This window comes from Heliomicrobium undosum, assembly GCF_009877425.1.
GTDB classification, from domain to species: domain Bacteria; phylum Bacillota; class Desulfitobacteriia; order Heliobacteriales; family Heliobacteriaceae; genus Heliomicrobium; species Heliomicrobium undosum.
This window is the reverse complement of record NZ_WXEY01000016.1, coordinates 1-23,323: the sequence shown is the minus strand read 5'-3', so window position 1 is coordinate 23,323 and position 23,323 is coordinate 1. Positions and strand designations below refer to the sequence as shown.

Genomic DNA, 23,323 nt, shown 5'->3' with positions numbered 1-23,323 from the left:
TTGCCTATCAGGAATCAATCTGACCGATTTGTTTCACACAGAAGAGTTCCTCCGCGAATCCCCGACTTAATTCAAGGGAATGCTGACAGCGTTCCTTTTCACATCTTTTCCGGTGTTCTCCACCGTATTATACTTCAAGAAATGTCCATCAAAAAACACTGAAGTCAGATTATCCGGCAGAACGGTTTTTTCCAGTTTTGTATCCAAAGTTCCGTCGGGCTTCACCTTCCAGACTTTCATCTCGTTCATGCCCTGAACGCCGATATACGCATTGTCTTTCGACCAAATCGTTCTTCCGAGGAAAGACGCGGAACCGACTTCCTTCCCGGTGTGCAGATCGATGATTTTTGTTTCTGGCGAAGCTGTGTCTTTCTTGCTGTAGTAATTCGACGTGGGAAAGACAGCGAGATATTTCCCATCCGGAGATCCTTGCGGGGTAGCGGCGTTTTCTTTGAAAAGGCGGACATTCCCTTTTTCAAGTTGCAAGACCACGGGTTTTTCCCCTTGGAACGTATCGAAGTAAATTCGATCGTGTTCGTCCCAGGCGAGAGCCGGCACAACGCCCTGCGGTTCCATTTTGGCCTCGTTGTATTGATAAACATCGGCAGCGCTCATCGTGTTCAGATCGATAACCCGGATCACTTTCTTCGCGCTGTTCGGATATTTGCCAATGAGCGCGAGTTTGTTTTTCGAGGGATTGACCCGGTACGTCCAGGCCGTCGCTCCCTCCAGGTCGGACAATCTGTCGGTGATCGATACGGTTTCCTTTGTGCGAGTGTCAAAGATAAGCTTGCCGCCGAGTAAGACCTTATCATCCGATAACCAGATTGCATGCGGCTGTCGTTCACGTTCCTCATTCATATCAAGAAAAGAGATATCCAGCCTTTGCTTGGCGCCGTCACTCCATCGAATTTCTGGAACCAACATCAAATGTCCCGATATCGGGTCAACCTGCGATATTTGAAGCACAACGCGCTTCGTTCCATCTGGTGATGGATATTCGGACAAATCGCTGCTTTGCAAATCGATCTGCTGATTCGGTAGATTCTCGGTGATAAAGCGATCCTGGATCATAGTGCCGTTGGCGAAAACATAAGTACCGACGGACAGAGCGATGAAGACGGCGCCAGCAGCAACGATGGCTTTTTTCATAGCAGGCATGTACCCCTAAATTCAGAGATTATGCAAGTAACTTAAGTGAAAAAGATCGTCGTCCCTAAACCATTCGAACGATAGACAACATTTTTGTCGGTTGGCAAGATAACAAGCCCTGCGATAGCCCTTCAATGTATAGGCGGCTGCGTGGCTGTAAGCGCCATAAACTTGATGCTTGCCCTTATCAAAACCTGACATACTAAAGACAAGCCAAACAGCAGATCATGGAGAGGGGCTTAGCGTGAACGACAACGAGTTTCAAAACCAGATGCTGCGGGAACTAAGGGATTTTCAGGCCGGTCTACAAGGAATGCGCGAAGAAATAAAGTCACTCAAGCAAGAAGTCAATCGTCGCTTTGATCGCTTGGAACGCAACGAGGAAGAAGACGTCATGGGGATGCTCCAAACGCTCCATCGCAAGATAGACGATATGCAGGAAGACCAAAGGTCCATAGCAGCGATTATCGGGGAGCACGAAGTGAAAATCCGCACCCTTTCAAGACAACCCGTGTAACGTCGTTCCTTCACAGCGCATACCAAGGAGGCCTAGACTGCCTCCGCAAACAGACAGAAAAAAACGCGCCCCCTACGGCAGCATTTGACGCTGCCATAGGGGGCAATTTTATTGTGGCTTTGACAACCGCTTCGTCACGCCGTTCTCCATCAGGTCATGCATGAGCCCAATCAAGTCCTCTGCCGGCAGCGCTTTGTCCCGCCGATACCAGTAACTCATGATGCCGATCATGGCGGAAAGCACATACTCCAGAATGAAGTCCAATTCGATGGGGTCAATATCATGTGTTTCAGCCAAAGCCTGCTTGATGGCAGGCTTTGTAGCATTTTTCAGCATGCTGGCAAAAGCCGGGTCGCCCTTGTCGCCCAGCAGAACGGCGTAGTATTTGCTGTTTTGTTCATAGAGATTCAGGAATAGGTCGAGGGGCATGCCCATTTGTTGATTCTGCATGGTGATGGGCGGCAATTCATCCATCGACGGGATCAGGGACTGTTCAATTTGCGCCAGCACATCATAGACGTCTTGGAAATACTCGTAAAAGGTTCCCCGGTTATAGCCGGCTCTCGCGGTGATTTCTTTAACGGTGATTTTCTCAATTCTCTTTTCGCCGTAGAGGGACCAAAAGGCATCGATGAGGTTTTGCCGGGTCTGCGCCGTCGCTTCCGGTTGTTTGTTCATTTTTTCAACTCCTGAACATGTCTTGAAGCCGTTCTTTATGTCGATTCATCTCTCGTCCTCTGAACATCCGACACTTGCCATGGCATTGTTGGTTGATGCTTCAGGGCAACACCGCTAGACTATCAATGTACAACACGTTGTTGGTCAATACAAGAGGAGCGTGGAAAAATGATTACGATTCTTTGTTCCGGCTCTCGCGGTGATTTTCAACCCTATATTGCGCTGGCCTTGGAACTGAAAAAACTGGGAAAAGATGTGCGCATCACAGGGATTCGGAGTTTTGAAAGCTTCATACGCAGTTACGGCATCGATTTTTATCCCATCCAGGCGGATTTTGAATCGCTCAACGTCGACAAGGCCATGCTGAAGCAAGCCCAAGGGGCGGACAATCCGCTGAAGATGCTGCTCGCCTTTAACAAGATGAAAAAGTATGGGATCTATATGGCCCAGGAATTCTATTCCGCCTGTGAGGGAAGCGAATGCATCGTCTATCACCCCGGAGTGACGATGGGTTACTTTGCCGCTGAAAAGTTAGGCATCCCTGCTGTCCTCGCTTCGCCCTTCCCGATGCACAAAACAGGGGAGCAGACCTCTGTCGTTATGTATGGACGGATGAAGTCGAACCGGATCATCAACGCCTTCAGCTATTCGATGCTGCAAGGAATGCTGTGGTTAGCCTCGAAGGACGCGGTCAAAGGCTTTTGGAAAGAACAGTTTGGCGCTATACCCCATCAATTTGGCTGTCCTTTTGAACGGCACACCGACAGGCGGCATCCTGCGGTGATCTCCTGCAGCAACTTTGTCTTCCCCCGACCCAGCGACTGGAATTCACACATTCACCAAAGCGGCTATTGGTTTGTCGAGGAGCCCACAGACTATCAGCCTTCCGAGGCATTGACGCGTTTTTTGCAGGCCGGAGAAAAGCCGGTGTATATCGGCTTCGGCAGTGTCTTTGATATGGATGAGAAAGACACCATGTCCACGCTGGTGATTGAAGCGCTCGCGAAAAGCGGCAGGCGCGGCATCCTATGCGGCATGGGCGAATTGCCGCATCTGCCGGACCATATATTCGCGGTGGACAGCATCCCCCATTCCTGGTTGTTTGAACAGGTGTCGGCCGTCTGTCATCACGGCGGCGCCGGAACAACAGCAGCCGGATTCAGAGCCGGTGCGCCGAGCATCATTGTTCCCTTTGCCAACGATCAGTTTGCCTGGGCTCATCGCGCCCATGATCTGGGTGTAGGCGCCAAGCCGATTCCCGTCAAAAAACTGACCGCCGACAACCTGGCCGAGGCCATTCGTTTTGTCCACAACGATCACGTCATTGCAAGCGCAAAGGCGCTGGCAACCCATATGGGGACAGAAAACGGGGCGCGCGATTGTGCGAAAGTGATCGTTGATTGTCTGGAAAGGAAGGCCTAAGTGGATAGGGCGAGCGCGTGGAAAAAGTCTTTTTTCACCATGTATGCCGGTCAGGCGATTTCGATTGTAAGTTCCCAGGCGGTGCAGTTTTCGATCCTTTGGTGGATCACGGTGCAAACGGGCTCCGCCCTGGCGCTGACCATCGCCAGCGTCGTCGGCTTGTTGCCGCAGGCGGTGATCGGCCCCTTTGCAGGCGTCTGGATTGACCGGTACGATCGCAAGACGATCATGATCGCCGCGGACAGCGCGGTAGCACTTTCCAGTCTGCTCCTCGGCGCATCCTTCATTTTCGGTGTTCCGTCGATGCTGTTCATGTACGCCATTTTGTTCATCCGCGCTGTCGGGGAAACCTTTCATAAACCCGCCATGCAAGCGGCCATCCCGCTACTGGTTCCCGAGAGCGAACTGACAAAGGCAGGCGGGTGGGGACAGATGGTCACATCCGCCGCTTCGATGGCCGGGCCGATGATGGGCGCATTTTTGATGACCATGTCAACCCTGCAGTACGTGATGCTTGTCGATGTCTTCGGCGCCGCTTTGGCCCTGCTCACCCTTTCCTCCATCAACGTTCCGAAACCGAGCCTGTCCGCCCGTGACAAGCGGAACGTCTTCGTAGAGTTGAAACAGGGCATCGATGCGCTCAAGGCAAATCCAGCGCTGATGGGTGTAGCGCTCCCCATCCTGCTTTCCACGATTGTCTTTGTGCCCTTGGGAACGCTGTTGCCCCTCATGGTGAACGTGTATTTTCATGGTACGGCTTGGCACAATGGAATCGTTCAAATGCTTTTTTCGAGCGGAATGTTCATCGCCGCATTGGTCATCACCGTGACAGGAGGGTTACAGCGGCAGTTTCTCATGATCTCCCTCGGCGTTTTTGCCTTGGGCCTGTGTGCCTTGATCGGCGGCTTGGTTCCGGCAGGCGCATTTTGGCTGTTTTGTATCATCGTTTTTATCATGGGCACAACGGGGATGTGTTCTCATATCCCCTTTACCGCCTACATTCAGAAAACGATACCGCAGGAAAACCTGGGGAAAGTAATATCGCTCGTCACCAGCGTAATGAGTTTTGCCGCGCCGATCGGCATGTTTATCGCGGGGCCAGTGTCGGAGATCATCGGCGTCAACAATTGGATGGTTTGCGCCGGGATACTGATGCTGCTGGTGGGGTTATTATGTTACTTCACAACAAGAAAATATGATAAGGTCATTTTGCAAGAGGTCACCGTTGCCTGAAGCAGCAGATCATCCCCAGAAACTGGGGATGATTTTTTCGTCACGAGAGAAGAATTTCGAAAAGAGTGGGGCTCAGGTCGAGTGTGCCGGGCAGACGGTCGGGCCGGTTGCATGATCGCCTTCAGTTGTTCACACTCGGCTAGGGCGTGGGAAGGGAAAACCCGGTAGGAATCTATGGCAGAAAAAGGAGATAGCGAAAAAAAGATAGAACAAATTGAAAGAATAGAATGACGATGCGGTTGCAATGAGCGGCTCATAAAGCGAAGGAGGACGCCCCCCTTGATCCACACAACAGAATTGGCCTTCCTACTGTTCGCCGTGGCCATTCTCTCGACGGCCTTTGCTTACAAAACGAAAAAGCCCTACCCGATCGCGCTGGTGCTGGTCGGGCTAGGCATTGGACTGGCCGACTTTGGGTTCTTTCCCGAGTTGAAGCACTTTTTTACGGAAGATCAGGTCTTCGTCACCATCGTCGTTTCGATCTTCCTGCCGGTGCTGATCGGCGAGGCGGCCTTTAAGTTAAACTTTCGGGAGTTGCAGGAACATAAGCGGCCGATTCTGGCGCTGGCGGGCGTTGGGACGCTGGTGACCTACGGCGTGGTGGGCCTGTTGGGGTATTACGGATTGGGGTTGCCCCTGGAGTTGGCCCTGTTGTTCGGGGCGCTGATGAGCGCGACCGATCCCGTGTCAGTGCTTTCGATCTTCAAGAGCCTGGGCGTCGACAAGCGGTTGTCCGTCATCATGGAAGGCGAGAGTCTCTTCAATGACGGAGTGGCCATCGTCTTGTTCAATCTGACGCTCGGTCTTTCGGCCATGGCCGGCGCCGGGGTGCTAGGTGTCGCCGGGATGTTCGTCAAAGTCATCGCCGGCGGGATCGCGGTGGGGGCGCTCGTCGGTCTGGTCCTGTCGACGCTGACGCGATTCTATGACGATTACCCCTTGGAGAATGCCTTTGTGCTGACCGCCTTTTACGGGGCCTATTTTGGCGCCGAGGCTTTTCATGTGTCCGGGGTGATCGCCGTTGTCGTGGCCGGGCTGATCGTCGGCAATTACGGCGCCCAGGTGGGGATGAGCCAGAAGACGAAAGACAGCGTCGCTGTCTTTTTGGATACGGTCACGTTGATCGCCAATGCCATGGTCTTCATTCTGGTTGGCCTGGAGGTGACGCGAGAGATCCTGGTGCTGCCCTGGATTGTGGGGGCGGTTCTGGTGGTGCTGATCGCCCGGGCTGTGGCAGTCTATCTGGTCGGCGGCGTGGCGCAGGTGCCGGCGCGGTGGCTGCACCTGCTGAATTGGGGCGGCTTGAAAGGCTCCCTTTCGATTGCCCTGGCGCTGACTTTGCCGGTCGGGTACGCGGGACGGCAGGAGGTATTGGTCATGACTTTTGGGGTCGTGCTGTTTTCGCTGGTCGTGCAGGGGCTGACGGTAGGCGGGTTGGTGCGGAAACTGGGGGTCACCATGGAGAAGGGGGAGGAGAGCGAAAGCGCTTAAGAAGGCGATGTCAGCCGCCCAAACGCCCCGCCACGGGCAGCTTTTCCAAGATTGGCTGACCTCCGTGACATGCGCTGTACTGCCCGGACAGGTCTCGGCCCGCCGTGAGTCCGAAATGGCTTCCTGCCGCCCACGCCGGATCGTTCGTGACATCGTAGACGATGGTATTGACCGCCACATAGGCAGGAGCGCCGTTTCTTCCGTCATACCTGCCCAACTCCCGCTTGGGGATTACCGTCTGATGGATCTGATTGTCGGGATGGGGCGTGGCAGATGGGACTCGGTTCGAACAGACTGCGCTGACCAAAGCAGCAAGGCCTTGCGTCACGCCCTGGATCTGTCGCAGCAAGAGGCGTCTGCGATAGGGGCAGGGTTCATGGCACATCAGGCTGGTGTAGTAGTGTAATTTCCAGATGCTTTGACAACATTCCAGATGCATATCGCTCGGTTGATACATGCGATCTCAACCCCTCAACCCTTGCATTTCGCTTCGTTGAAGGGTATTCAGGTCGCCGTTTTTTTGTGCCGGCGGCTGGAAAATCAACGTCGTCCGTTAACCGGATGTCCTGTCATGCATAAGATATCCCGGCGGAAGGAGGGGACTTCATGATAAGTCCGACGATGCAACAAATCTTTAATCGACAGATCCAGGTAGACTTGAATTCGGCCTTTCTATATCTGGCGATCGCGAATTATTTTGATCGCCTGAAGCTGAAGGGCTTTTCCACCTGGGTAATGGCGCAGCACAATGAAGAATTGGCGCATGCCAATCTACTGATCCGACATCTTTTGGACAGAGGCGGGGTGCCGATCATCCCAGCGCTTCCGCAACAACCGGTCGACTTTGGAACCCCTTTGCAAGCATGGCAAGCAGTGCTGGAACATGAGCGTTATGTGACAAGCACCTACCAGCAAGCCTATGACGTGGCTTTGCAGCAACGGGATGTCCAGGGCCAGGCCATCCTCCAGAACTTTCTAGTAGAGCAGGTTGACGAAGTGGCGCAATCAGAAGATATCATCGGCAAGCTAAAACTCGTCGAAGGATCACCTGGAGGAATCTTCATGATTGACCGGGAGCTTGCCGGAAAACGGCAAGCACAGCCGCCGAAGTAAACGCTCGACCCATGGCGAAGAAAAAACGATGCCGGGAACCCAACGGTCTCCCCGGCATCGTTTTTTCTTTCCGTCAGTCGATCACTTCTTTAATAAACAGGGTCAATTCCTTCGTCATGTCGTAGCCCAATGAGAGATCAATTGGACTTCAGCCCCTGCTCCTCAACATAGGTCCTCCCAAATTGGCACATGGCTTCTAATACCGGCTTCAGGTTTTTGCCGGACTGGGATAGGGAATACTCTACCTTCGGAGGAACCTCGGCGTAGACCTTTCGTATGATCAAGCCGTCTTCCTCCAGGCTGCGCAACTGCTGGGTCAGCATTTTTTGCGTGGCATGGGGGATCAACCGCCGCAGTTCGTTGAAGCGCAACGTCCTGTCTAAAAGATGCCATAAGATCAGCGCCTTATAACGGCCGCCGATCAACTCGATGGCCAATTCCATGGTGCAGTTGAAAACGTTGTTTTTGAACTGTATCATCCGGCGAGGATCGCCCCCACCGGCGCCAACAGGCAGCCCTTCAAACTGCTCGTCATTCAAGAGGCGGAAGGACTGGAAAAACTCAAAAAAGCGGCCAACATCTACGGCGCGCCGCTGGCCGTCGTCGTCTGTGGCGATCATCGCAAGGTATGGGTGCGTCCCTTTGATCAAAAGAACATCTTGGATATTGATGCGAGCATTGTCACCGACCATATGATGCTGCAGGCGACGGAACTGGGTGTGAATACGGTTTGGATTTGCTACTTCAATCCGGCTGTGTTGCGGGAGGAGTTTCAAATACCAGACGAATATGAAGCCGTCAATATCCTCGCCTTCGGCTATGCGGCGGAGGAAGGGCCATCCCCTGAGCGCCACGATAAGGCGCGCAAACCGATAGAGGACTTGGTTTGCTACGAGGAATTTAAGTAGAAACCCGGGCAGACCAAGTTTCGGCCAGCCGAATATTAAGTAAAACAAAATAACTCGAAAAGAAAAAGCAGCCCGCAGGGAAACCTGCGGACTGCTTTTTCACATTCCGGCAACCGTTGTGGTCTAGAACAACCCGTCTAATTTCTCCGTCAATGTCTTCTGCATGCCCTGCCGCGTTGCGTCATCGACCGCTGGCACAGCGCCAAAGAAGAGATGCCCCACTGGTTCCATTCCGCAAAAACCGAAGATGCTTGTGTCGGTTGTCTTTTTTACCGCCTCGGTCATGCCGATCGAATCATAATATTCCGTCGTGCTCCCCAGCGTGTTGATGATCAATCCCTTTTTGCCGGACAGCATCCCCACCGGTACGCCCTCGTCATTATACCGGTAGGCGAAGCCGTAGGAGAAGACCCGATCGATGTAGCCCTTCAAGAGGGCCGGCATCCCGGACCACCAGATCGGATAGATCATGGTGATACCATCGGCCGCAGCGATGAGATCGTGCTCCTGCTCCACATCGGGTGGTTTCTTGCCGGAATGGAACACCTCGAAATCAGTACCCTTCAGTACGGGGTCAAAATGCATCTCATAGAGATTTCGCACGGTAACCTGGTGGCCTTTGCCTTCGAGCACCTTCACGGTCGTCTTCAAAATCGCCGTGTTGAAGCTTTTGGGGTTGGGGTGGGCAAAGAGGATGAGATGTTTCATCGTAGTCCTCCCTTATGCGTTGCTGAAAAGGGGCACTTTGCAGTGTTCTGTTAGGCCGTCCTTAAATCGTCGCCTTTTATCTTTTCCAGTAATGTTTCAGGATATCCATTTAACTGAGAGACTCTTTTAATGAATAAGATAGATTTTACAATATACCGACAACAAACGACATTCCCCCTAACGAGAATAATGTAAAAATTGCTTGTTCCTTTTTTTCGTACAATCAAACCGTAACAAAGACTCTGCTATGTCAAAATGCGAGAACGAAAAGAAGCATTTTTCATAACATGAAAATATAGTCGGCGACATCCTGCAGTGTATTGAAAGACATTTGTCGTTTTCATTTAAACTTTTGATATAGCACGGGAATGAAGCAAGGAACGTTTATAGCGGATATATATATGTGTAAATCTTGTCTTGGACGCGATGATGAAAAGGAGGATCGAGATGAGTTTTCGAGACATTTCTCTGAAAGTAAAGCTCCTCGCTGGATTTACGGCCCTGTTGCTGATTTTTTCCGCTTCCGCCTTCTTCAACTACACGATGTTGCAAGCGATCAAATGCGCGCAAGACACGCAGATGAGGCGAATGCAGGATGAGACTATCGCCACCCAAATGAAGACCTGTGTGGGCATGCTCTCCACGAGTCAATCCGATCTGATCATCAATCACCGCGCTGACACGATCACGCAGTATCAGAAGGATGCTGTGTTGTTTCGAGAACTCATCGACAAGGTGATCGCCCAGGCGGACACGGAGGAAGAGCGCAGTTGGGGGAAGGAACTGAAAGCTACCGGTGAAGAGTACCTGAAGCAGTTCAATCGCGTCGTCGCCGTCTATGAACAACGGGCGAGTTTGTCCCCTGCTGACATGGCCGAACAGTACCAGCGTATAGACGAAGACACGGATCGGGCGAGAAGCCGATTTATGCAGTTGGCTGACGAGTACATCGAGGCCTATGCCGACGAAGCCAACGAGGCCGAGAAGGAAAGCAAAAGCTTCTTCGCCCAGGCTGTCACGGCGTCCTTTGTCGGCTTTGGACTGGCGGCGTTGCTCGGCATCGGGCTGGCCATTTCGTTTGCCGGACGCATCAGCGCAGCTGTCAACGTCATGCTGGAAGGGGCCACGGCGGTGGCAGCCGGTGATCTGACCCGCCAGTTGCCCGTCACCTCCAAGGATGAATTGGGTCAACTGACCGAAGCGTTTAACAGGATGACGATGTCGCTGCAGCAAATTGTGCGGCAGGTGTTCGACTCGGCAGAAAACCTCGCGGCCACGAGTCAGCAACTGTCGGCGACGACCCAGGAGACGGCAGCCTTTAACGCCGATATCGCCGGGACGGTAAGCCATATGGCCAAAGGCGCCGGCAAGCAGGCGAAAGCCGTCGATGAGACGCACGAAGTCATCCGGCAGGTGTGCGAAAACATCCTCTTGGTGGACCGGAATGTGGAAACGGCGAGTCAGGGCGGGGAAAAAGCGGCTGAAACGGCTCAGGCCGGGAGTATCCAGGCCGGTGAAGCCGTGCGCAAAATCCGGAAGGTCCAGGAGACGACCATCCAGATGGGCGACGTGATTACGGCGCTCGGCGAGCAATCGCAGGAGATCAGCCAGATTGTGGAGGCGATCAAAGCCATCGCCGCCCAGACGAACCTGCTGGCCTTGAATGCGGCCATCGAAGCGGCCCGGGCCGGCGAGCAGGGACGGGGTTTTGCCGTAGTGGCCGAAGAGGTGCGCAAACTGGCGGAACAGTCGGCCGCTTCAGCCGAGCAGATCGCCGGCTTGATTGACAGTGTTCAAGGGCAAACCGCTCAAGCCATTGCGGCGATGAACGTAAACAAAGGCGAGGTGGCCGCCGGCGCCGCGTCGGTGGACGCGGCGGGGAGGGCTTTTGACACCATCGCGGCTGATGTGAACCGGGTGGTGGCGCAGATCGAGAGCGTGTCCGGCGCGACCCGGCAGATCACGGAAGGCGCCGAGAAGGCTGTGCAGTCTGTTACGGCGATTGCCGGTGTGGCCCGGGAAGCCGCTGCCGGCACGGAGCAGATGGCTGCCCGGATTCAAGAGCAATCGGCTGCGATGGAGGAAGTGGCTGCTTCTGCTCAGATGCTGGCCAAATTGAGCGAGGAGATGCAGGGGATCGTGGCTGGGTTTAAGGTATAATCTAGAAAAGTATGCGAAAGAGGAGGCCGTCCCATGCCAACCTTGGCCCAACCGATTGCCGCTCCCAACGAACTGCTCCTCGTCGGCGCCGCCTTTAAGACCGGCATCTTCGACACCCTCTATGAAACGCCCATGTCCCTGACCGAACTGGCCGAGCGGCGCAACCTCGATGTTCGCGCCCTCTGGACGGTCATCGAGGCATTAAAGTCGCTGGGATACCTGATCGAGATAGCCGAGCCGAGTCCGTCATCCGAATCAGTCAAGTCTGGTATGCCATCCGACCTGGCTGCGTCATGCGCAGGCGATGGAAAGCTGGCCTTGACGGAAGCAGCCGAGCAGTTGTTCTTCCTGGAAAACAGTGAAAACTACATCGGGCACGCCCTCATCCACACCTTCAATGTCATCCGCAGTTGGTCCCAAATCCCCGAGGTGCTGCGCAAGGGCCAGCCTGCGGAGCGGGACCAGGAGGAACTGGACATCCAGGGCTTCATGGCCGCCATGAAGAAAAACGCCAAATCGGCTGTTTCGGTGATCCGGCCTTGTCTTGAAGGTCTAACCCCCTCCGGGCTAACCGTACTCGATCTAGGCGGCGGCCCCTTGAACTACGCCCGTCCCTTCGCCGCCGAAGGATGCATCGTGACGGTGCAGGATACGCCCGAGGTCTGCCAGTTGATGGAGAAACAACTGGCGCCGGGAGAGACGATTCGTTTCGCGCCCATCGACTTTACCGAGTCCGTCGTCGAAGGCCCCTTTGATCTCGCCTTTCTGGGGAACATCTCCCACATCTACGGCCCCAAGGAAAACCTCGCCCTCTTCCGGCGGGTCCACGCCGCGCTGAAACCCGGTGGCCGCATCGCCATCCTCGATTTTGTCCGCGCCGTCAGTCCCATGGCGGCCATGTTTGCCGTCAACATGCTTGTCAACACGAAGACGGGCGGGACCTGGACGATGGACCAGTACAGACAGTGGCTGGAGGAAGAGAAAAGATACGAAAACGTGCGGCTGGTTCCGCTTGAACATCAGCATTTGATATTGGCGGAGAAAGCATCTCAGTGAGCATCCCTTTACCGTGAAGAAGGCCTTTCGCAGAACAAGCAACCCCGCCGGTGCAGCTCAGGTAGCTGCGGGCGGGGTTTTCGCATGCAATAAACGAGGAAAATTTCGCTCGCGGATACGCGCTGTCAGTCAATGACCTCTTTGATAAATATCGTCAATTCCTTCGTCATGTCATACTCCTTAAAATCGACATCGTCGCCGCTGACCCGCTTGCGGAAGACGCGGACCACCGGGCGGGCCGGGGAGGAGGTCTGACGGACGACGACGCCTGTTTCGTTCGTCGTCAACAACACCGTGCTGCCGTTCGGGTAGAGGGCGATATGGCGGACGAAGGAGGTGACCACGTTGAGGTCGAACTTCGTGCCTGCTTGGGCCAGGACGACCTCGTAGGCCTGGTGGGGCAGCAGCCTTTTCCCGGCCTTGCCGCTGATCAGGTTGTCGAAGAAGTCGGATACGGCGAGGATGCGCGAATAGAGGTGGATCTGATCGCCCTTCAGCCCGTTGGGAAACCCCGTGCCGTCCACCAACTCGTGATGCTGGCTGGCCACATAGGCCGACGGGATGCTGATGCCGGGCAGTTTTTTCATGATCGCCAGGCCGACGGCGGAATGCTTGCGAAAGAGCGCTGCCTCTTCGGGGGTGATCGTGTTGATCGGTTTGCGGAGCAGTTCCGGCTGGATGACGGTGAAACCGATGTCATGGAGCAGGCAACCTGTCGCCAGTTCGTCCAGTTGTTTGCGGGTAAGGCCCATGCCGAGGCCGCACAACGTGGACAGGACGGTTGTCGTCACCGAATGGGTGAAGAGGAAGTCGGAGCGCTCCCGCATATCGGCGAGGTGGATCATGACATCCATATTGCCGATCAACTCGCTGACGATCTCTTTGACGACGCCGATGTAGCGCGCCGAATTGAATTTGTTGCTGACCCGATCGAGTTCATCCTTGTTGAGCGTCATTAGCCCGTCTTTTTTGACGGGGATGGTGTCGGTGATGTCCTCAAGAATCTGGATGGCGGCATTTCGCGTCTTGTCCGTCAAGGGCTCTTCAATCGAGACGTCGGCCAGTTGCTTGTCTTGGATGTAAACCTTCGAGACGCCCAGGTTGACCATGCGGGCGATATAACCGCTCGTCAGGGCAACCCCTTGGCTGAGCAGGACCCGGCCATCGCTGGCATAGATGTTTTTGGCCAGGACATCGCCCACTTTGAGATTGCTCACCGATACGATCCGCATGTCATCACCCGTAAAATGTTTATTTTGTAATAACTGTAGTCCCTGAGGGGACAAAGGGGAATAGAACCGGGGTCCCAATTCCGGGCGGCTATGGCAAGAAGAGGAAAGCCTACAACAAAAAAACGGTATAGTCGGGAGGGTCGCCATGATCGCATGTGCGACAGTTGAGGGAATGCCACAAGCCGCCTATCCGTCCCCGAAACATGCGGTAATGGGGGCTATTCTTTTGTGCTAAAACATTTGTTTTCTCATATATAATAAGTAGCCTGTTCATCCTCCTGAAACAGGCTCTCGTTGGTGGTTTTGCTGAGTCCAGGAAGCGTTTTTCTACTGCTGTCCCAGTGGACAAGCAACCGTCTGTTTCGTTGCCCGGTTGCGTGAGGATGGAAGGTTACTTCAAACCCCCGGTTTTTGTCGTTTAATGGATGGGATAAATCGGATAACAATAGAAGGAATTTTAACATCTACTTAGAAGTATTGGATAGTGGTCGAGATATTTTGGACACTGTTTGGAGAGGTTTTGCAGGGTGGCAAGAGGCTTCTGGAGAGTGGGAGGAGACTTCTCGACAGCGGTAGGAGAACTTCTGGACAGCCACTGAAAAACCGGCTCTACACAATGCAAAAATGTAGGTTAGGTTCTGAAGAATCGTGGGAGGGAAGTCCGTGAGAAAGACGGTGCTGAGGATGTTGCCGCGGTTTATGCCTGTAGCCCTGTTGTTGCTTGCGATTGTGCTCACGGGTTGCGAGCAGTTCGGCGCAAAAAAGACGTCCGGCGGGTACCCCGATCAGCCGGTCACCATGATCATCGCCTTCCCGGCCGGCGGATCCAGCGACGTGCAAGCCAAAATCGTGGAAAAGTACTGGAGAAAGTACTTTAACCAACCGGTGGCCATCGAATATAAGACGGGATCCGGCGGCCAAGTCGGCTTCACCGCCATCGCCAAAGCGTCGCCAGACGGTTACACCATCGGCGGCGTCAACGTGCCCCACATTCTCTTGCAGTCGCTGGGCGCCAAGGCGACCTTCAAAAAGGATGATTTCATCCACATCGCGCAAGTCGTCAACGACCCCCAGTTGCTCATTGTCAATAAGTCCAGTTCCATCGGCAGTCTCAATGAGTTTATCGCCGAAGCAAAGCAAAAAAAGGGTCAGATGTCGATCGGCGTCGTTGGCGCGCTTTCCGGTCATCACCTGGCGATGCTTAAGATGCAAGATATCATGGGGTTATCTTTCACGGCTGTCCCTTTTGAAGGCGCTGCCGATCAGACGAAGGCGCTTTTGGAGGGGAAGGTGGACGCGATCATCGGCAACCTGAATGACGTCATGCGCGGGATGGATAAGATCCGCATGCTCGCCATCGCATCGGAAAAGCGCCATTCCGTGATCCGCAACGTTCCGACCTTCAAGGAACTGGGCTACGACTTCACCTCCGATATCCGGCGCGGATTTTCCGTGCCGGCCGGAACCGATGCCGAGACAGTGGCGCGGCTGCGCGAGGGATTCCGGAAAATCTGCCAGGACGCCGGTTACCAGGAAGAGATGGAGAAGATCGGACAGCCGTCTGAGTACCTCTCCGGCGAGGACTTTACGGCCTATTGCGACCGCTACTTCGTCGAAGCCAAAGGATTGATTGAAAAATACGGTTTGAACAAGAAAACCTAGGAGCCGGTCTGAGGCGCGTGGGCGAGACGTAGCTGGTTGGCAGGTAGCGGGGACTTGGGGGCAGCGGAAATAGAGGCTGTGGGACATTGTAGGGAATGGGATTTGGCGGGTGATACATATGTGGCAGGCCGAACTGACATCGGCCCTCGCAATTTTCCTGTTAGCCCTGGCTGCCGTCGTCTCCGCTTTGGCAATGCCGCAGGGGGTGGTTGGATCCGGCATGGGGCCGGGGGTATTGCCTTTGTGGATCGGAACGGCGCTGGCCTGCTTATCGGTTCTGCTGATTGCGCGATCGCTTCGAAGTGGCTTCGTTCGTAAGACGCAGCAACAGGATGGGCAAGCAGGGAACGGCCCACAGGCGCAGTTAGAGGACCCCTTGGCGCAGGATGATCAGGAGCAAAACCTTCAGGCAAAGATTCTTCAGGCGAAGAGTCAGAAGGCGCCTGACCGGCAAGAGCCGCTTCTGGCAAAAGGGGAAGCGTTGGCCGTAACGGAACTGTTTCTGACCTTGGCCATATATGTGCTGGCGATTGACCTCCTGGGATTCGGCAGCGCAACCGTCGGCTTGGTGGCGATTCTCGCCCGCCGCCTCGGCCGGTACGCCCTATGGCGGTGTCTGCTCTATGGAGTGCTCGTTGGCGCAATCGCTATCCTCGTTTTTCGAGAGCTGCTCACCATGCCGTTGCCGGGCGGTTGGAGCGGTTTTTAATCTCTTCGATCTCATGTGAGGAGGCGAAGCCGGTGGAATATATGACGCCGTTGCTCCACGGCTTTGCCGACGCCCTGACACCCGGCAATTTGTTTTTTGCCTTTCTCGGCTGCCTGCTAGGGACGCTCGTCGGTGTGTTGCCGGGCCTCGGCCCCACATCGGGCATCGCCATGCTTTTACCCTTGACGCTTATCCTCGACCCGGCGCCCGCCATCATCATGCTCTGCGGGATTTATTACGGGGCTATGTACGGTGGATCCACCACAGCCATCCTCGTCAACATCCCCGGCGAGGTCGCTTCGGTGCCCACGGCGATGGACGGCTATGCGCTGGCGCGAAAGGGGCGGGCGGGACCGGCATTGGCCATTGCCGCCATCTCTTCTTTCGTCGCCGGAACGCTGAGTTTGATCGGACTCACCTTTTTTGCCCCCGCTCTTGCCGGCTGGGCGCTCCGCTTCGGTCCGCCCGAATATGTGGCGCTCATGTGCTTGGCCTTGAGCGTCGTCGTCAACCTGACGGGGCGCTCGATCATCAAGGGGCTGATTTCGGCGCTCCTCGGCTTTCTGGTAGCCATGGTCGGCATGGATCCCATCACCGGCGTGTCGCGATTCACCTTTGGCCAGGTGGATCTCATGTCCGGCATTGACTTCATCAGTGTTGTCATCGGCCTTTTTGCCGTCGCCGAAATCCTCTCCAACGTGGAAAACCCGGCTGTCCAGGTCTATACGGCCAAACTGACCGGTCTCATGCCAACCTGGGACGATATCCGGCAGACCTTGCCAGCCATGCTCCGGTCCACCGGCATCGGCTTTTTTCTCGGGCTCCTGCCGGGCTGCAGTCCCGCTGTGACCGCCTTTGTCGCCTATGACGCCGAAAAGCGCCTGGCCAAAGACGCCGAGGAATTCGGTCAGGGCAGCCTGGTGGGCGTGGCTGCCCCGGAAGGCGCCAACAACGCCACCACCAGCGGCGGTTTTGTCCCGCTCTTTTCCTTCGGCATCCCCTCCGGGCCTGCCTTGGCGGTGCTGCTCGGCGGGTTTATGATGTACGGGTTGCAGCCGGGGCCGACGCTGTTTGAAAAGAACGCTGACCTCGTCTGGGCGATCATCGCCTCCATGTATATCGGCAACGTCATCCTTGTGGTGCTTAATCTGCCTCTGGTCGGTCTCTGGGCACGGCTGGTCCGGGTTCCCTACCCGCTGTTGGCCCCGGTCGTGCTGGTTAGTTCATTCATCGGCGCGTACAGCGTGCGCAATAAACTCATGGATGTCTGGATCGCCCTGTTCTTCGGTCTGCTCGGTTGGTGGATGCGCAAGATCGAAATGCCTGCCGCGCCCCTCATCTTGACGACTGTTCTCGCCGGCATGTTGGAAACGTCGCTGAAACAGACGCTCAGCATGGGGGAAGGAAGCCTGAGCATCCTCTTTCAGCGGCCCATCAGCCTGGCCTTGCTGGTGCTGGCTTTTTCCCTTACCGCGCTCTCCCTCTATGGACGCTACAAAAAAACCGGCGGCGGCGGTCCTCCCGTGGTCAGTGAGGAGAGTTGATGGGTTGAAGGGGTAAATAATCGTTAGATTGGAGGGAGAGCCAATGGCTTTTTCCAGGCTGCAAAAGATAGTGGGCATAACCGTATTGCTGGCCTTTGTTCTGACGCTGGGCGGCTGCGCCAAAGGGACTGCCGGGGCAGGCAGCGGCGCTTCCGGCGCCTATCCCAACAAACCAGTGTCCTTAATCATCGCGTTTACCGCTGGCGGCTCCAGCGACGTGCAGGCGCGGATCGTCGAAAAGTACTGGAAGAAACAGTTTAACCAGCCCCTCGCCTTTGAGTATAAGGTAGGCGCCGGCGGCCAGGTTGGGTTTACCGAGATCGCCCGGGCCCGTCCCGACGGTTATACGATCGGAGGGATCAATGCGCCCCACTTCATCCTTCAGTCCCTCAGCCCGCAGGCCACCTTCAAGAAGGATGATTTTATCCACATCGCTCAGGTCGTCAATGATCCTCAGATGCTCATCGTCAATAAGGAAAGCCGCATCGAGGATGTCAAGGGATTCATCGCCGAGGCCAAGAAGCGGGAGGGGAAAATGACCGTCGGCATCGTGGGCACCTTTACCGGTCACCACATGGCCTTGCTGAAAATGCAGGATGTCCTCGGCATCACCGTCACGCCGGTGCCCTTCCAGGGGTCGGCTGACCAGAACGTGGCCCTCCTGGGCGGGCATGTGGACGCCATCATCGGCAACCTCAATGACATGATGCGCAGCCTCGATAAGTTGCGGCCGCTGGGCATCGCCGCAGAAAAGCGGCACGACATGGTCAAAGAAGTCCCCACGTTCAAAGAACTGGGCTTCCACTTTGTGTCCGACATACGGCGGGGCTTTTCCGTGCCGGCCGGAACCGATCCGGCCATCGTCAGAACGCTCCGCGAAGGTTTCCGAAACATATGCAAGGATCCCGAGTACTTAAAAGATATGGAAAGGATCGGCCAACCGGCTGAGTATATGTCCGGTGAAGAATTTACCGCATATTGCGACCAGTACTATGAGGAGGCCAAAGGGCTGATCGAGGAATACGGGCTGAACCGGAGCAAATAAGATCCTAGGGAAAGGAAAGGCCGGGGAGTGTGCCGGAGGGCGTGGACTCCCCGGCTTTTTCATATTGCCTATTGGAACGAGTCGTGACCCAACTCGATTTTGCCGGGAGAGCGCCGGTATACCAGTGTGAACAATGTGGGTAGCGTGGATAACAAAGGTCTTGTGGGTAATGTGGATAATGTGTGGAACGTGGGTAATGTGAACAATGTGAATGCCGTGGGGTCTGTGGAAAATGTGAATAACCAGGCAAGTGTATCAACAGCCGCGCATCTGGTACAATGATGGCTGAGAATGATCAGAAGGGAAGTCGTCGCGTTTGTTGTTTTATCTCGCCATCGGACTCACCATCATCGCCAACATCGCCTACCATTTTTTCTTGAAAATCACGCCCCAGAACAGCAACCCCGTCGTGGCGCTGGCGACGACCTATCTGACCGCGATGGTCGCCTGCCTGCTGCTCCTGCCGTTTTTCAGCCAGGAGGGGGGGCTCCTCGAATCACTCAAAAAGGTGAACTGGACCAGCATCGCCCTTGGCATCTCCATCGTCGGATTGGAGATGGGCTTTATGCTCGCCTACCGGGCTGGCGGCAACATCAGCGTTGCGCCGGTCATCTCCAATACGGCTGTGGCGCTGTTGATCATCCCCATCGGGGTGCTGGTGTTCAGCGAGGCGCTGTCAGCCAAAAAAGTGCTCGGGATCGTCCTGTGTCTGGTGGGGCTCTACTTCATCAATCAGGGCGATTCACCTCTCTAATTGTATAAGGAAAAAAATAGAAACGTCAGTCATTATCGTTTGGGTGCATCGCTGGTTGAATGACGGGACGCAAAGCGCGGCTCTGTGAACAATGACTGCGCCCGGTTCTTGAAGAAAATAGCCCGCAAAACCGCATAAACATGGGGTTGGGGTGAAGAAAAAAGGGAGTTGGATCGAGCGTCCAACTCCCTTTCCCATTCGGGTATCTTTTTTTACGAAAAATCTTCTTCAGACAGCCCTACTCCAGCATCGACCCCGTCTGCACGTACCGGGCATGGAAGGAGAGGGCCTTTTCAATGACATGGGGCGTGTGACCGCCGCGGGCCACGGCTTCCTCGTAGTAAGCCCGCAGCAGGGGACGGTAGGAGGGATGGGCGCAGTTCTCGATAATCCGCTTGGCCCGCTCCCGGGGGGAGAGGCCGCGCAGGTCGGCCAGGCCCTGTTCGGTGACGATGATGTCCACGTCGTGTTCCGTGTGGTCCACATGGGAGCACATGGGAACGATGCTGGAGATCTTGCCGTTTTTGGCGTAGGACTTGGTGCAGAAGAAGGTGAGGCGGGCGTTGCGGGCGAAGTCGCCGGAGCCGCCGATGCCGTTCATCATCTGGGTGCCCATGACGTGGGTCGAGTTGACATGGCCGTAGATGTCCACTTCCAGGGCCGTGTTGATGGCGATCAGGCCAAGGCGGCGGATCAGGCCGGGGTTGTTGGACATCTCCTGCGGGCGGAGCACCAGCTTGCCGCGGATCTTGGCCGGGTCGACAGGAATCGCCGTCGTGCCGACGCGCTGGCCCACCTGGGTGAGGGGAATCGGCTGACGGTGCCCTTGGTAGCCGGGATCGTAGATGTCATGGACCCCTTCCAGGGCCAGGGGCTGGGCGACGTTCAACTCGATGATGACCTCTTTGGCCTGGGCGACGAAGATGTGGGAGTTGCCGACAGAGGTGCTCGGGATGATGTGTCCCTCTTCGGTGATGGCGGCCGCTTCGATCAGGGCCACGTCGACGGGCGGAATGGCGCCGGAACGGAGCAGTTCCGCCGTATGGGAGAGGTGCTGATCCATGTAGCAGACATCGCCCTTATTGAGAGCGGTCCGCATGCGCTTTTCCGACTGGTAGGGCAGGCGGCGGTGAACGATGCCCGATTCGGCCAGGATGCCGTCAATGTGGGAGCTGATGGAAGCCCCGGTATAGACGTTGACTTTGAACGGCTTTCCTTCGTTCTTCACACGCTCGACCAAAGCCAGGGGGATCACTTTTACGTCGCCGGCTGCGGTAAACCCGCTGAAGCCGAGGGTCATCCCGTCCTCGATCCAGGACGCTGCTTCTTCTGCAGTTACGATGCGTTCTCTCAGGGTGGCATTGCGCAAGCGTTGGGAAAGCATTCAAAATCCTCCTAATATATGTACTATAAAAAAAGACAGAACCACAGTGGAGAATATCACAAAAAGTTTGCGCTTTTCAGCCATTTTCGGTCAAACGAGAATAATAGTGGACAAGCGAGAAAAAACACCTTTGGAATCGCAAAAAATCGCCTCAAAAGCCCATGAGCCGACGGAAGTGGCTGGCGTAGCGCTGGCTGACGGGGATCTGGGTCTTGCGTTTTGTCTTTAAGGAAAGGAGGAAGGTGGAGTGAAAATCGGGCAGGATCTCAGCGATCTTGTCCACGTTGACGATATAGGCCCGGTGGCAGCGGATGTACTGGTTTCGCGGCAGCAGCCACTCCAGTTCAAAGAGGGTGTGCTTGTTGATGTACTGGTCATCTTCGGTAAAGATGCGGGTCCGCCCGTTTTCCGAGTCAATGTAGGCGATCTCTTCGAGCGGGATGGGGATCCACTTTTCTTCACTCTTGCCGATGAGAAACTTGTGGCGCGGCAGTTTGACGATCTCATTGGCCAAAAAGGGCGGGATCACCGCCGTCAGGCAGGACTTCTCCAGGCCCAGTTCATGTAGAGGGGTGCTGATGGCGAAATAAGGAACGCCGTAGAGATCCTCTTCCATGTACATGGAGATGGGACCGCCCGAATGAAGGGCCTGCATGGTCACGCTGCCCTCCTTGATGAGATCGCCCGGCTTGATCTTCAGGTCGACGGTGGAACTGGGCTGGTAGTAGACGAACCGGTCATGTTCGGAAATGGCGATGGAGACATCCCAGGGCAGGATGCGACTGATGGCTTTAACAATACCCGAAAGGTTCTCAAAAGGGATGTCCACAGCGCGGTCTCCTTTCAGTGCTGTAAGTTTTTTCAAAAAATTAACGGGGCAGGTGTGTCTTTTAGTACATCTTCTCGTATTATATAGTTGGAAGATTAAGATTTCGAATATTAAAAAAACGCCGAGCGCCCCTGGGCCAGGGACAATGCCTGGGCCGGGGCGGTGGGGGATTAGTATTTATGAATTGCAGAAAATCCCATGCAAATAGGCGCGCAGGTCCGTGCGAATCGGCATGAAATACATATTCGCCTTGGATTGCTCAACAAAGTCCAGCACCTCTCGGGCGAAGCGAATGTTCCATTCCAAAGTCGGTTCAAAACCTGCGGGAAAAACGACATGGTTTTTCGTTTCCCAGTAGCAAGCCGACTTTTCCGTCGTCACCGGAGAAATACCCCAAAAAACCTGTTGTCCTTCGAGCATTTCACCATAGATCTCCATAAAACGCAGATCAAAGAATGGCTGCGTAAAGAATCCGTCCGCTCCGGCATCGATCTTACGTTTAATGTAGTCGTATTCCTTCCGCAAGCTATACCGGTAGGGATCAATGGCGGCATAGACTTTCATGCCGGGCAGTTCCCGCTTGAACCGGCGGATCACGTCAATGCTCGTCGTGGGATACACCTTGCGGGACATATCCTGGGGCGGATCGCCCGTCACGATAAGGACCTCTGTAATCCCATCCTGTTGCAATTGTTCGGCCATCTGCAATGGCATATCCGGATTCAGGTCAATGGCCCGGATGTGGGGGATGGCTGTCTCAAAATAGCGCTTCGCACAGGTGCAGGCATCCCAACTGCGCAGAGGAAAGCGCAGCAAATCAGGTATGTTGATCCCCATGACCTGCGGGAACTCTTGCTGAATCATCTCAAGTTCGGAGATGAGCGCCTCTTCTGAGCGGGGGACAAGTTCGACGGTAATGCGTGTCATGGGCAGACCTCCATTCGAGGGTTATCATGTTATTTCAGTTTAACTTACCATTGGTCAATACATCAAGTAAAAAATAAAAGCATGACATTGCCATTGATGAATTGATATTCCAATGAATGGAAGAAGAAATAATTAGAATGAGAATGGATAAAAGGACAAAATTCGACGAATTTCAACAAAAACAATGTTGTATAATTGTTTATGAAATTTTTCGTAGGGTTACTTTTTTAGGGCAAAAAGACATCTTTTTGGAATTCGCGCTAGGAAGATAAGGCGGGGTAATGGAATGGATTTAACTGAATTCGCCTTTACATTAATTCTTATATCGATTCCTCAAAGCGCCGCCCTTAATTTTCTAGTAGCGCAAATAATTGGTATATACAAAAGGGAATTAGCTTTAAAAATACTATCATTAGCCTTGGTAGAAGCATTGTTATCATGCTCACTATACGTACTTCATTTTCCTTACCCGTTGCGAATTTTTATTAACTTTTCTTTTTTTGCCATAGCCTCAAGTTACATACTATCAATTAATTGGCCCATTGCTATCCGTTATACAATCATTACTTATTCAATACCAATTATAACGGAAAGTACACTTGTTTTGGTTGCCTCGAATTTCATAAATATATCTTTTGAAAATGAAGTAAAAAACTTCCCGACGTTCCTACCGATTTTACATCTAAGCATAGTTATGTATGGAATCGGTGCTATATGGTCTATAAAAAGCAATTACATATTTGAAAAAAAGGGAATGGTACTTGAAATTTCCAAAAATTATTCCAAAACCATCATTTAT

General features: G+C 54.3%; 23 protein-coding genes. 14 read left to right on the top strand and 9 right to left on the bottom strand.

Annotation, left to right across the window (positions count from 1 at the left end; translation table 11 throughout):
* Positions 1-66: 66 nt before the first annotated feature.
* On the bottom strand, positions 67-1,152 hold the full coding sequence (locus GTO91_RS12895) for an SMP-30/gluconolactonase/LRE family protein (RefSeq protein ID WP_161259138.1): 1,086 nt from the start codon (positions 1,150-1,152) through the stop codon (positions 67-69).
* Positions 1,153-1,396: 244 nt separating this feature from the next.
* On the opposite strand from GTO91_RS12895, the gene GTO91_RS12890 reads away from it, so the two are divergent.
* Positions 1,397-1,669, top strand: a complete 273-nt coding sequence (locus GTO91_RS12890) for a hypothetical protein (protein ID WP_161259137.1) — start codon at positions 1,397-1,399, stop codon at positions 1,667-1,669.
* A gap of 108 nt (positions 1,670-1,777) precedes the next feature.
* On the opposite strand, the gene GTO91_RS12885 is transcribed toward GTO91_RS12890, so the two are convergent.
* Positions 1,778-2,347: a TetR/AcrR family transcriptional regulator gene (locus GTO91_RS12885; RefSeq protein WP_161259136.1), complete on the bottom strand. Its 570-nt coding sequence runs from the start codon at positions 2,345-2,347 to the stop codon at positions 1,778-1,780.
* A gap of 168 nt (positions 2,348-2,515) precedes the next feature.
* Here GTO91_RS12885 and GTO91_RS12880 point away from each other — a divergent pair, with 168 nt between their 5' ends.
* The 3 genes from GTO91_RS12880 (at position 2,516) to GTO91_RS12870 (ending at position 6,493) form a co-directional block, all read left to right on the top strand.
* Positions 2,516-3,769 (top strand): glycosyltransferase, encoded by a 1,254-nt coding sequence (locus tag GTO91_RS12880; protein WP_161259135.1) that lies wholly within the window; start codon positions 2,516-2,518, stop codon positions 3,767-3,769.
* A complete protein-coding gene (locus GTO91_RS12875) occupies positions 3,770-5,002 on the top strand; it encodes an MFS transporter (protein WP_161259134.1) in 1,233 nt (410 codons plus the stop codon).
* Between the two features lie 279 nt (positions 5,003-5,281).
* Positions 5,282-6,493 carry a cation:proton antiporter gene (locus GTO91_RS12870; RefSeq protein ID WP_235919586.1) on the top strand — a complete coding sequence of 404 codons (1,212 nt, stop codon included), beginning with the start codon at positions 5,282-5,284 and terminating at the stop codon, positions 6,491-6,493.
* A gap of 10 nt (positions 6,494-6,503) precedes the next feature.
* On the opposite strand, the gene GTO91_RS12865 is transcribed toward GTO91_RS12870, so the two are convergent.
* Complete coding sequence (locus GTO91_RS12865) at positions 6,504-6,950, bottom strand: cytochrome b5-like heme/steroid binding domain-containing protein (RefSeq protein ID WP_235919585.1); 447 nt, start codon at positions 6,948-6,950, stop codon at positions 6,504-6,506.
* A gap of 149 nt (positions 6,951-7,099) precedes the next feature.
* Here GTO91_RS12865 and GTO91_RS12860 point away from each other — a divergent pair, with 149 nt between their 5' ends.
* Complete coding sequence (locus GTO91_RS12860) at positions 7,100-7,606, top strand: ferritin (protein ID WP_161259133.1); 507 nt, start codon at positions 7,100-7,102, stop codon at positions 7,604-7,606.
* A 137-nt stretch (positions 7,607-7,743) separates the two neighbouring features.
* On the opposite strand, the gene GTO91_RS12855 is transcribed toward GTO91_RS12860, so the two are convergent.
* Positions 7,744-8,256, bottom strand: coding sequence for a winged helix-turn-helix transcriptional regulator (locus GTO91_RS12855; protein ID WP_407929526.1), 513 nt, complete (start codon positions 8,254-8,256; stop codon positions 7,744-7,746).
* Between GTO91_RS12855 and GTO91_RS12850 the strand changes: the two genes are divergently transcribed.
* The gene (locus tag GTO91_RS12850) at positions 8,140-8,514 is read left to right on the top strand and encodes a nitroreductase family protein (protein ID WP_407929527.1); all 375 of its coding nucleotides are present in this window, start codon (positions 8,140-8,142) and stop codon (positions 8,512-8,514) included. The two genes, GTO91_RS12855 and GTO91_RS12850, sit on opposite strands and share 117 nt — an antisense overlap.
* Positions 8,515-8,637: 123 nt before the next feature.
* On the opposite strand, the gene GTO91_RS12845 is transcribed toward GTO91_RS12850, so the two are convergent.
* Positions 8,638-9,222, bottom strand: a complete 585-nt coding sequence (locus GTO91_RS12845) for an NAD(P)H-dependent oxidoreductase (protein WP_161259132.1) — start codon at positions 9,220-9,222, stop codon at positions 8,638-8,640.
* 447 nt (positions 9,223-9,669) lie between these two features.
* Between GTO91_RS12845 and GTO91_RS12840 the strand changes: the two genes are divergently transcribed.
* Together GTO91_RS12840 and GTO91_RS12835 are read left to right on the top strand one after the other, a co-directional pair.
* The gene (locus GTO91_RS12840) at positions 9,670-11,382 is read left to right on the top strand and encodes a methyl-accepting chemotaxis protein (protein WP_161259131.1); all 1,713 of its coding nucleotides are present in this window, start codon (positions 9,670-9,672) and stop codon (positions 11,380-11,382) included.
* Positions 11,383-11,415: 33 nt separating this feature from the next.
* Positions 11,416-12,438, top strand: a complete 1,023-nt coding sequence (locus tag GTO91_RS12835; protein WP_161259130.1) for a methyltransferase — start codon at positions 11,416-11,418, stop codon at positions 12,436-12,438.
* A 125-nt stretch (positions 12,439-12,563) separates the two neighbouring features.
* Here the strand turns inward: GTO91_RS12835 and GTO91_RS18695 are convergent, their stop codons facing one another.
* Entirely contained in the window at positions 12,564-13,655 is a 1,092-nt protein-coding gene (locus GTO91_RS18695) for an HD-GYP domain-containing protein (protein WP_161259129.1), read from the bottom strand.
* Positions 13,656-14,333: 678 nt separating this feature from the next.
* On the opposite strand from GTO91_RS18695, the gene GTO91_RS12825 reads away from it, so the two are divergent.
* The 5 genes from GTO91_RS12825 (at position 14,334) to GTO91_RS12805 (ending at position 19,384) form a co-directional block, all read left to right on the top strand.
* Positions 14,334-15,332, top strand: a complete 999-nt coding sequence (locus GTO91_RS12825; protein ID WP_161259128.1) for a tripartite tricarboxylate transporter substrate binding protein — start codon at positions 14,334-14,336, stop codon at positions 15,330-15,332.
* Between the two features lie 118 nt (positions 15,333-15,450).
* On the top strand, positions 15,451-16,041 hold the full coding sequence (locus tag GTO91_RS12820) for a tripartite tricarboxylate transporter TctB family protein (protein ID WP_235919587.1): 591 nt from the start codon (positions 15,451-15,453) through the stop codon (positions 16,039-16,041).
* Between the two features lie 41 nt (positions 16,042-16,082).
* Positions 16,083-17,585: a tripartite tricarboxylate transporter permease gene (locus tag GTO91_RS12815; RefSeq protein WP_161259173.1), complete on the top strand. Its 1,503-nt coding sequence runs from the start codon at positions 16,083-16,085 to the stop codon at positions 17,583-17,585.
* 43 nt (positions 17,586-17,628) lie between these two features.
* The gene (locus GTO91_RS12810; protein WP_161259126.1) at positions 17,629-18,630 is read left to right on the top strand and encodes a tripartite tricarboxylate transporter substrate binding protein; all 1,002 of its coding nucleotides are present in this window, start codon (positions 17,629-17,631) and stop codon (positions 18,628-18,630) included.
* A gap of 316 nt (positions 18,631-18,946) precedes the next feature.
* On the top strand, positions 18,947-19,384 hold the full coding sequence (locus tag GTO91_RS12805) for an EamA family transporter (RefSeq protein WP_161259125.1): 438 nt from the start codon (positions 18,947-18,949) through the stop codon (positions 19,382-19,384).
* Between the two features lie 238 nt (positions 19,385-19,622).
* Here GTO91_RS12805 and GTO91_RS12800 read toward each other — a convergent pair whose 3' ends face one another.
* The 3 genes from GTO91_RS12800 to GTO91_RS12790 form a co-directional block, all read right to left on the bottom strand.
* The gene (locus tag GTO91_RS12800) at positions 19,623-20,768 is read right to left on the bottom strand and encodes an acetyl-CoA hydrolase/transferase C-terminal domain-containing protein (RefSeq protein ID WP_161259124.1); all 1,146 of its coding nucleotides are present in this window, start codon (positions 20,766-20,768) and stop codon (positions 19,623-19,625) included.
* 151 nt (positions 20,769-20,919) lie between these two features.
* On the bottom strand, positions 20,920-21,597 hold the full coding sequence (locus GTO91_RS12795; RefSeq protein ID WP_161259123.1) for a LytTR family DNA-binding domain-containing protein: 678 nt from the start codon (positions 21,595-21,597) through the stop codon (positions 20,920-20,922).
* 177 nt (positions 21,598-21,774) lie between these two features.
* The gene (locus GTO91_RS12790) at positions 21,775-22,524 is read right to left on the bottom strand and encodes a methylenetetrahydrofolate reductase (RefSeq protein ID WP_161259122.1); all 750 of its coding nucleotides are present in this window, start codon (positions 22,522-22,524) and stop codon (positions 21,775-21,777) included.
* Between the two features lie 286 nt (positions 22,525-22,810).
* On the opposite strand from GTO91_RS12790, the gene GTO91_RS17860 reads away from it, so the two are divergent.
* Positions 22,811-23,323 (top strand): hypothetical protein (locus GTO91_RS17860; RefSeq protein WP_207709027.1); only part of this gene is annotated, 513 nt, incomplete at its 3' end.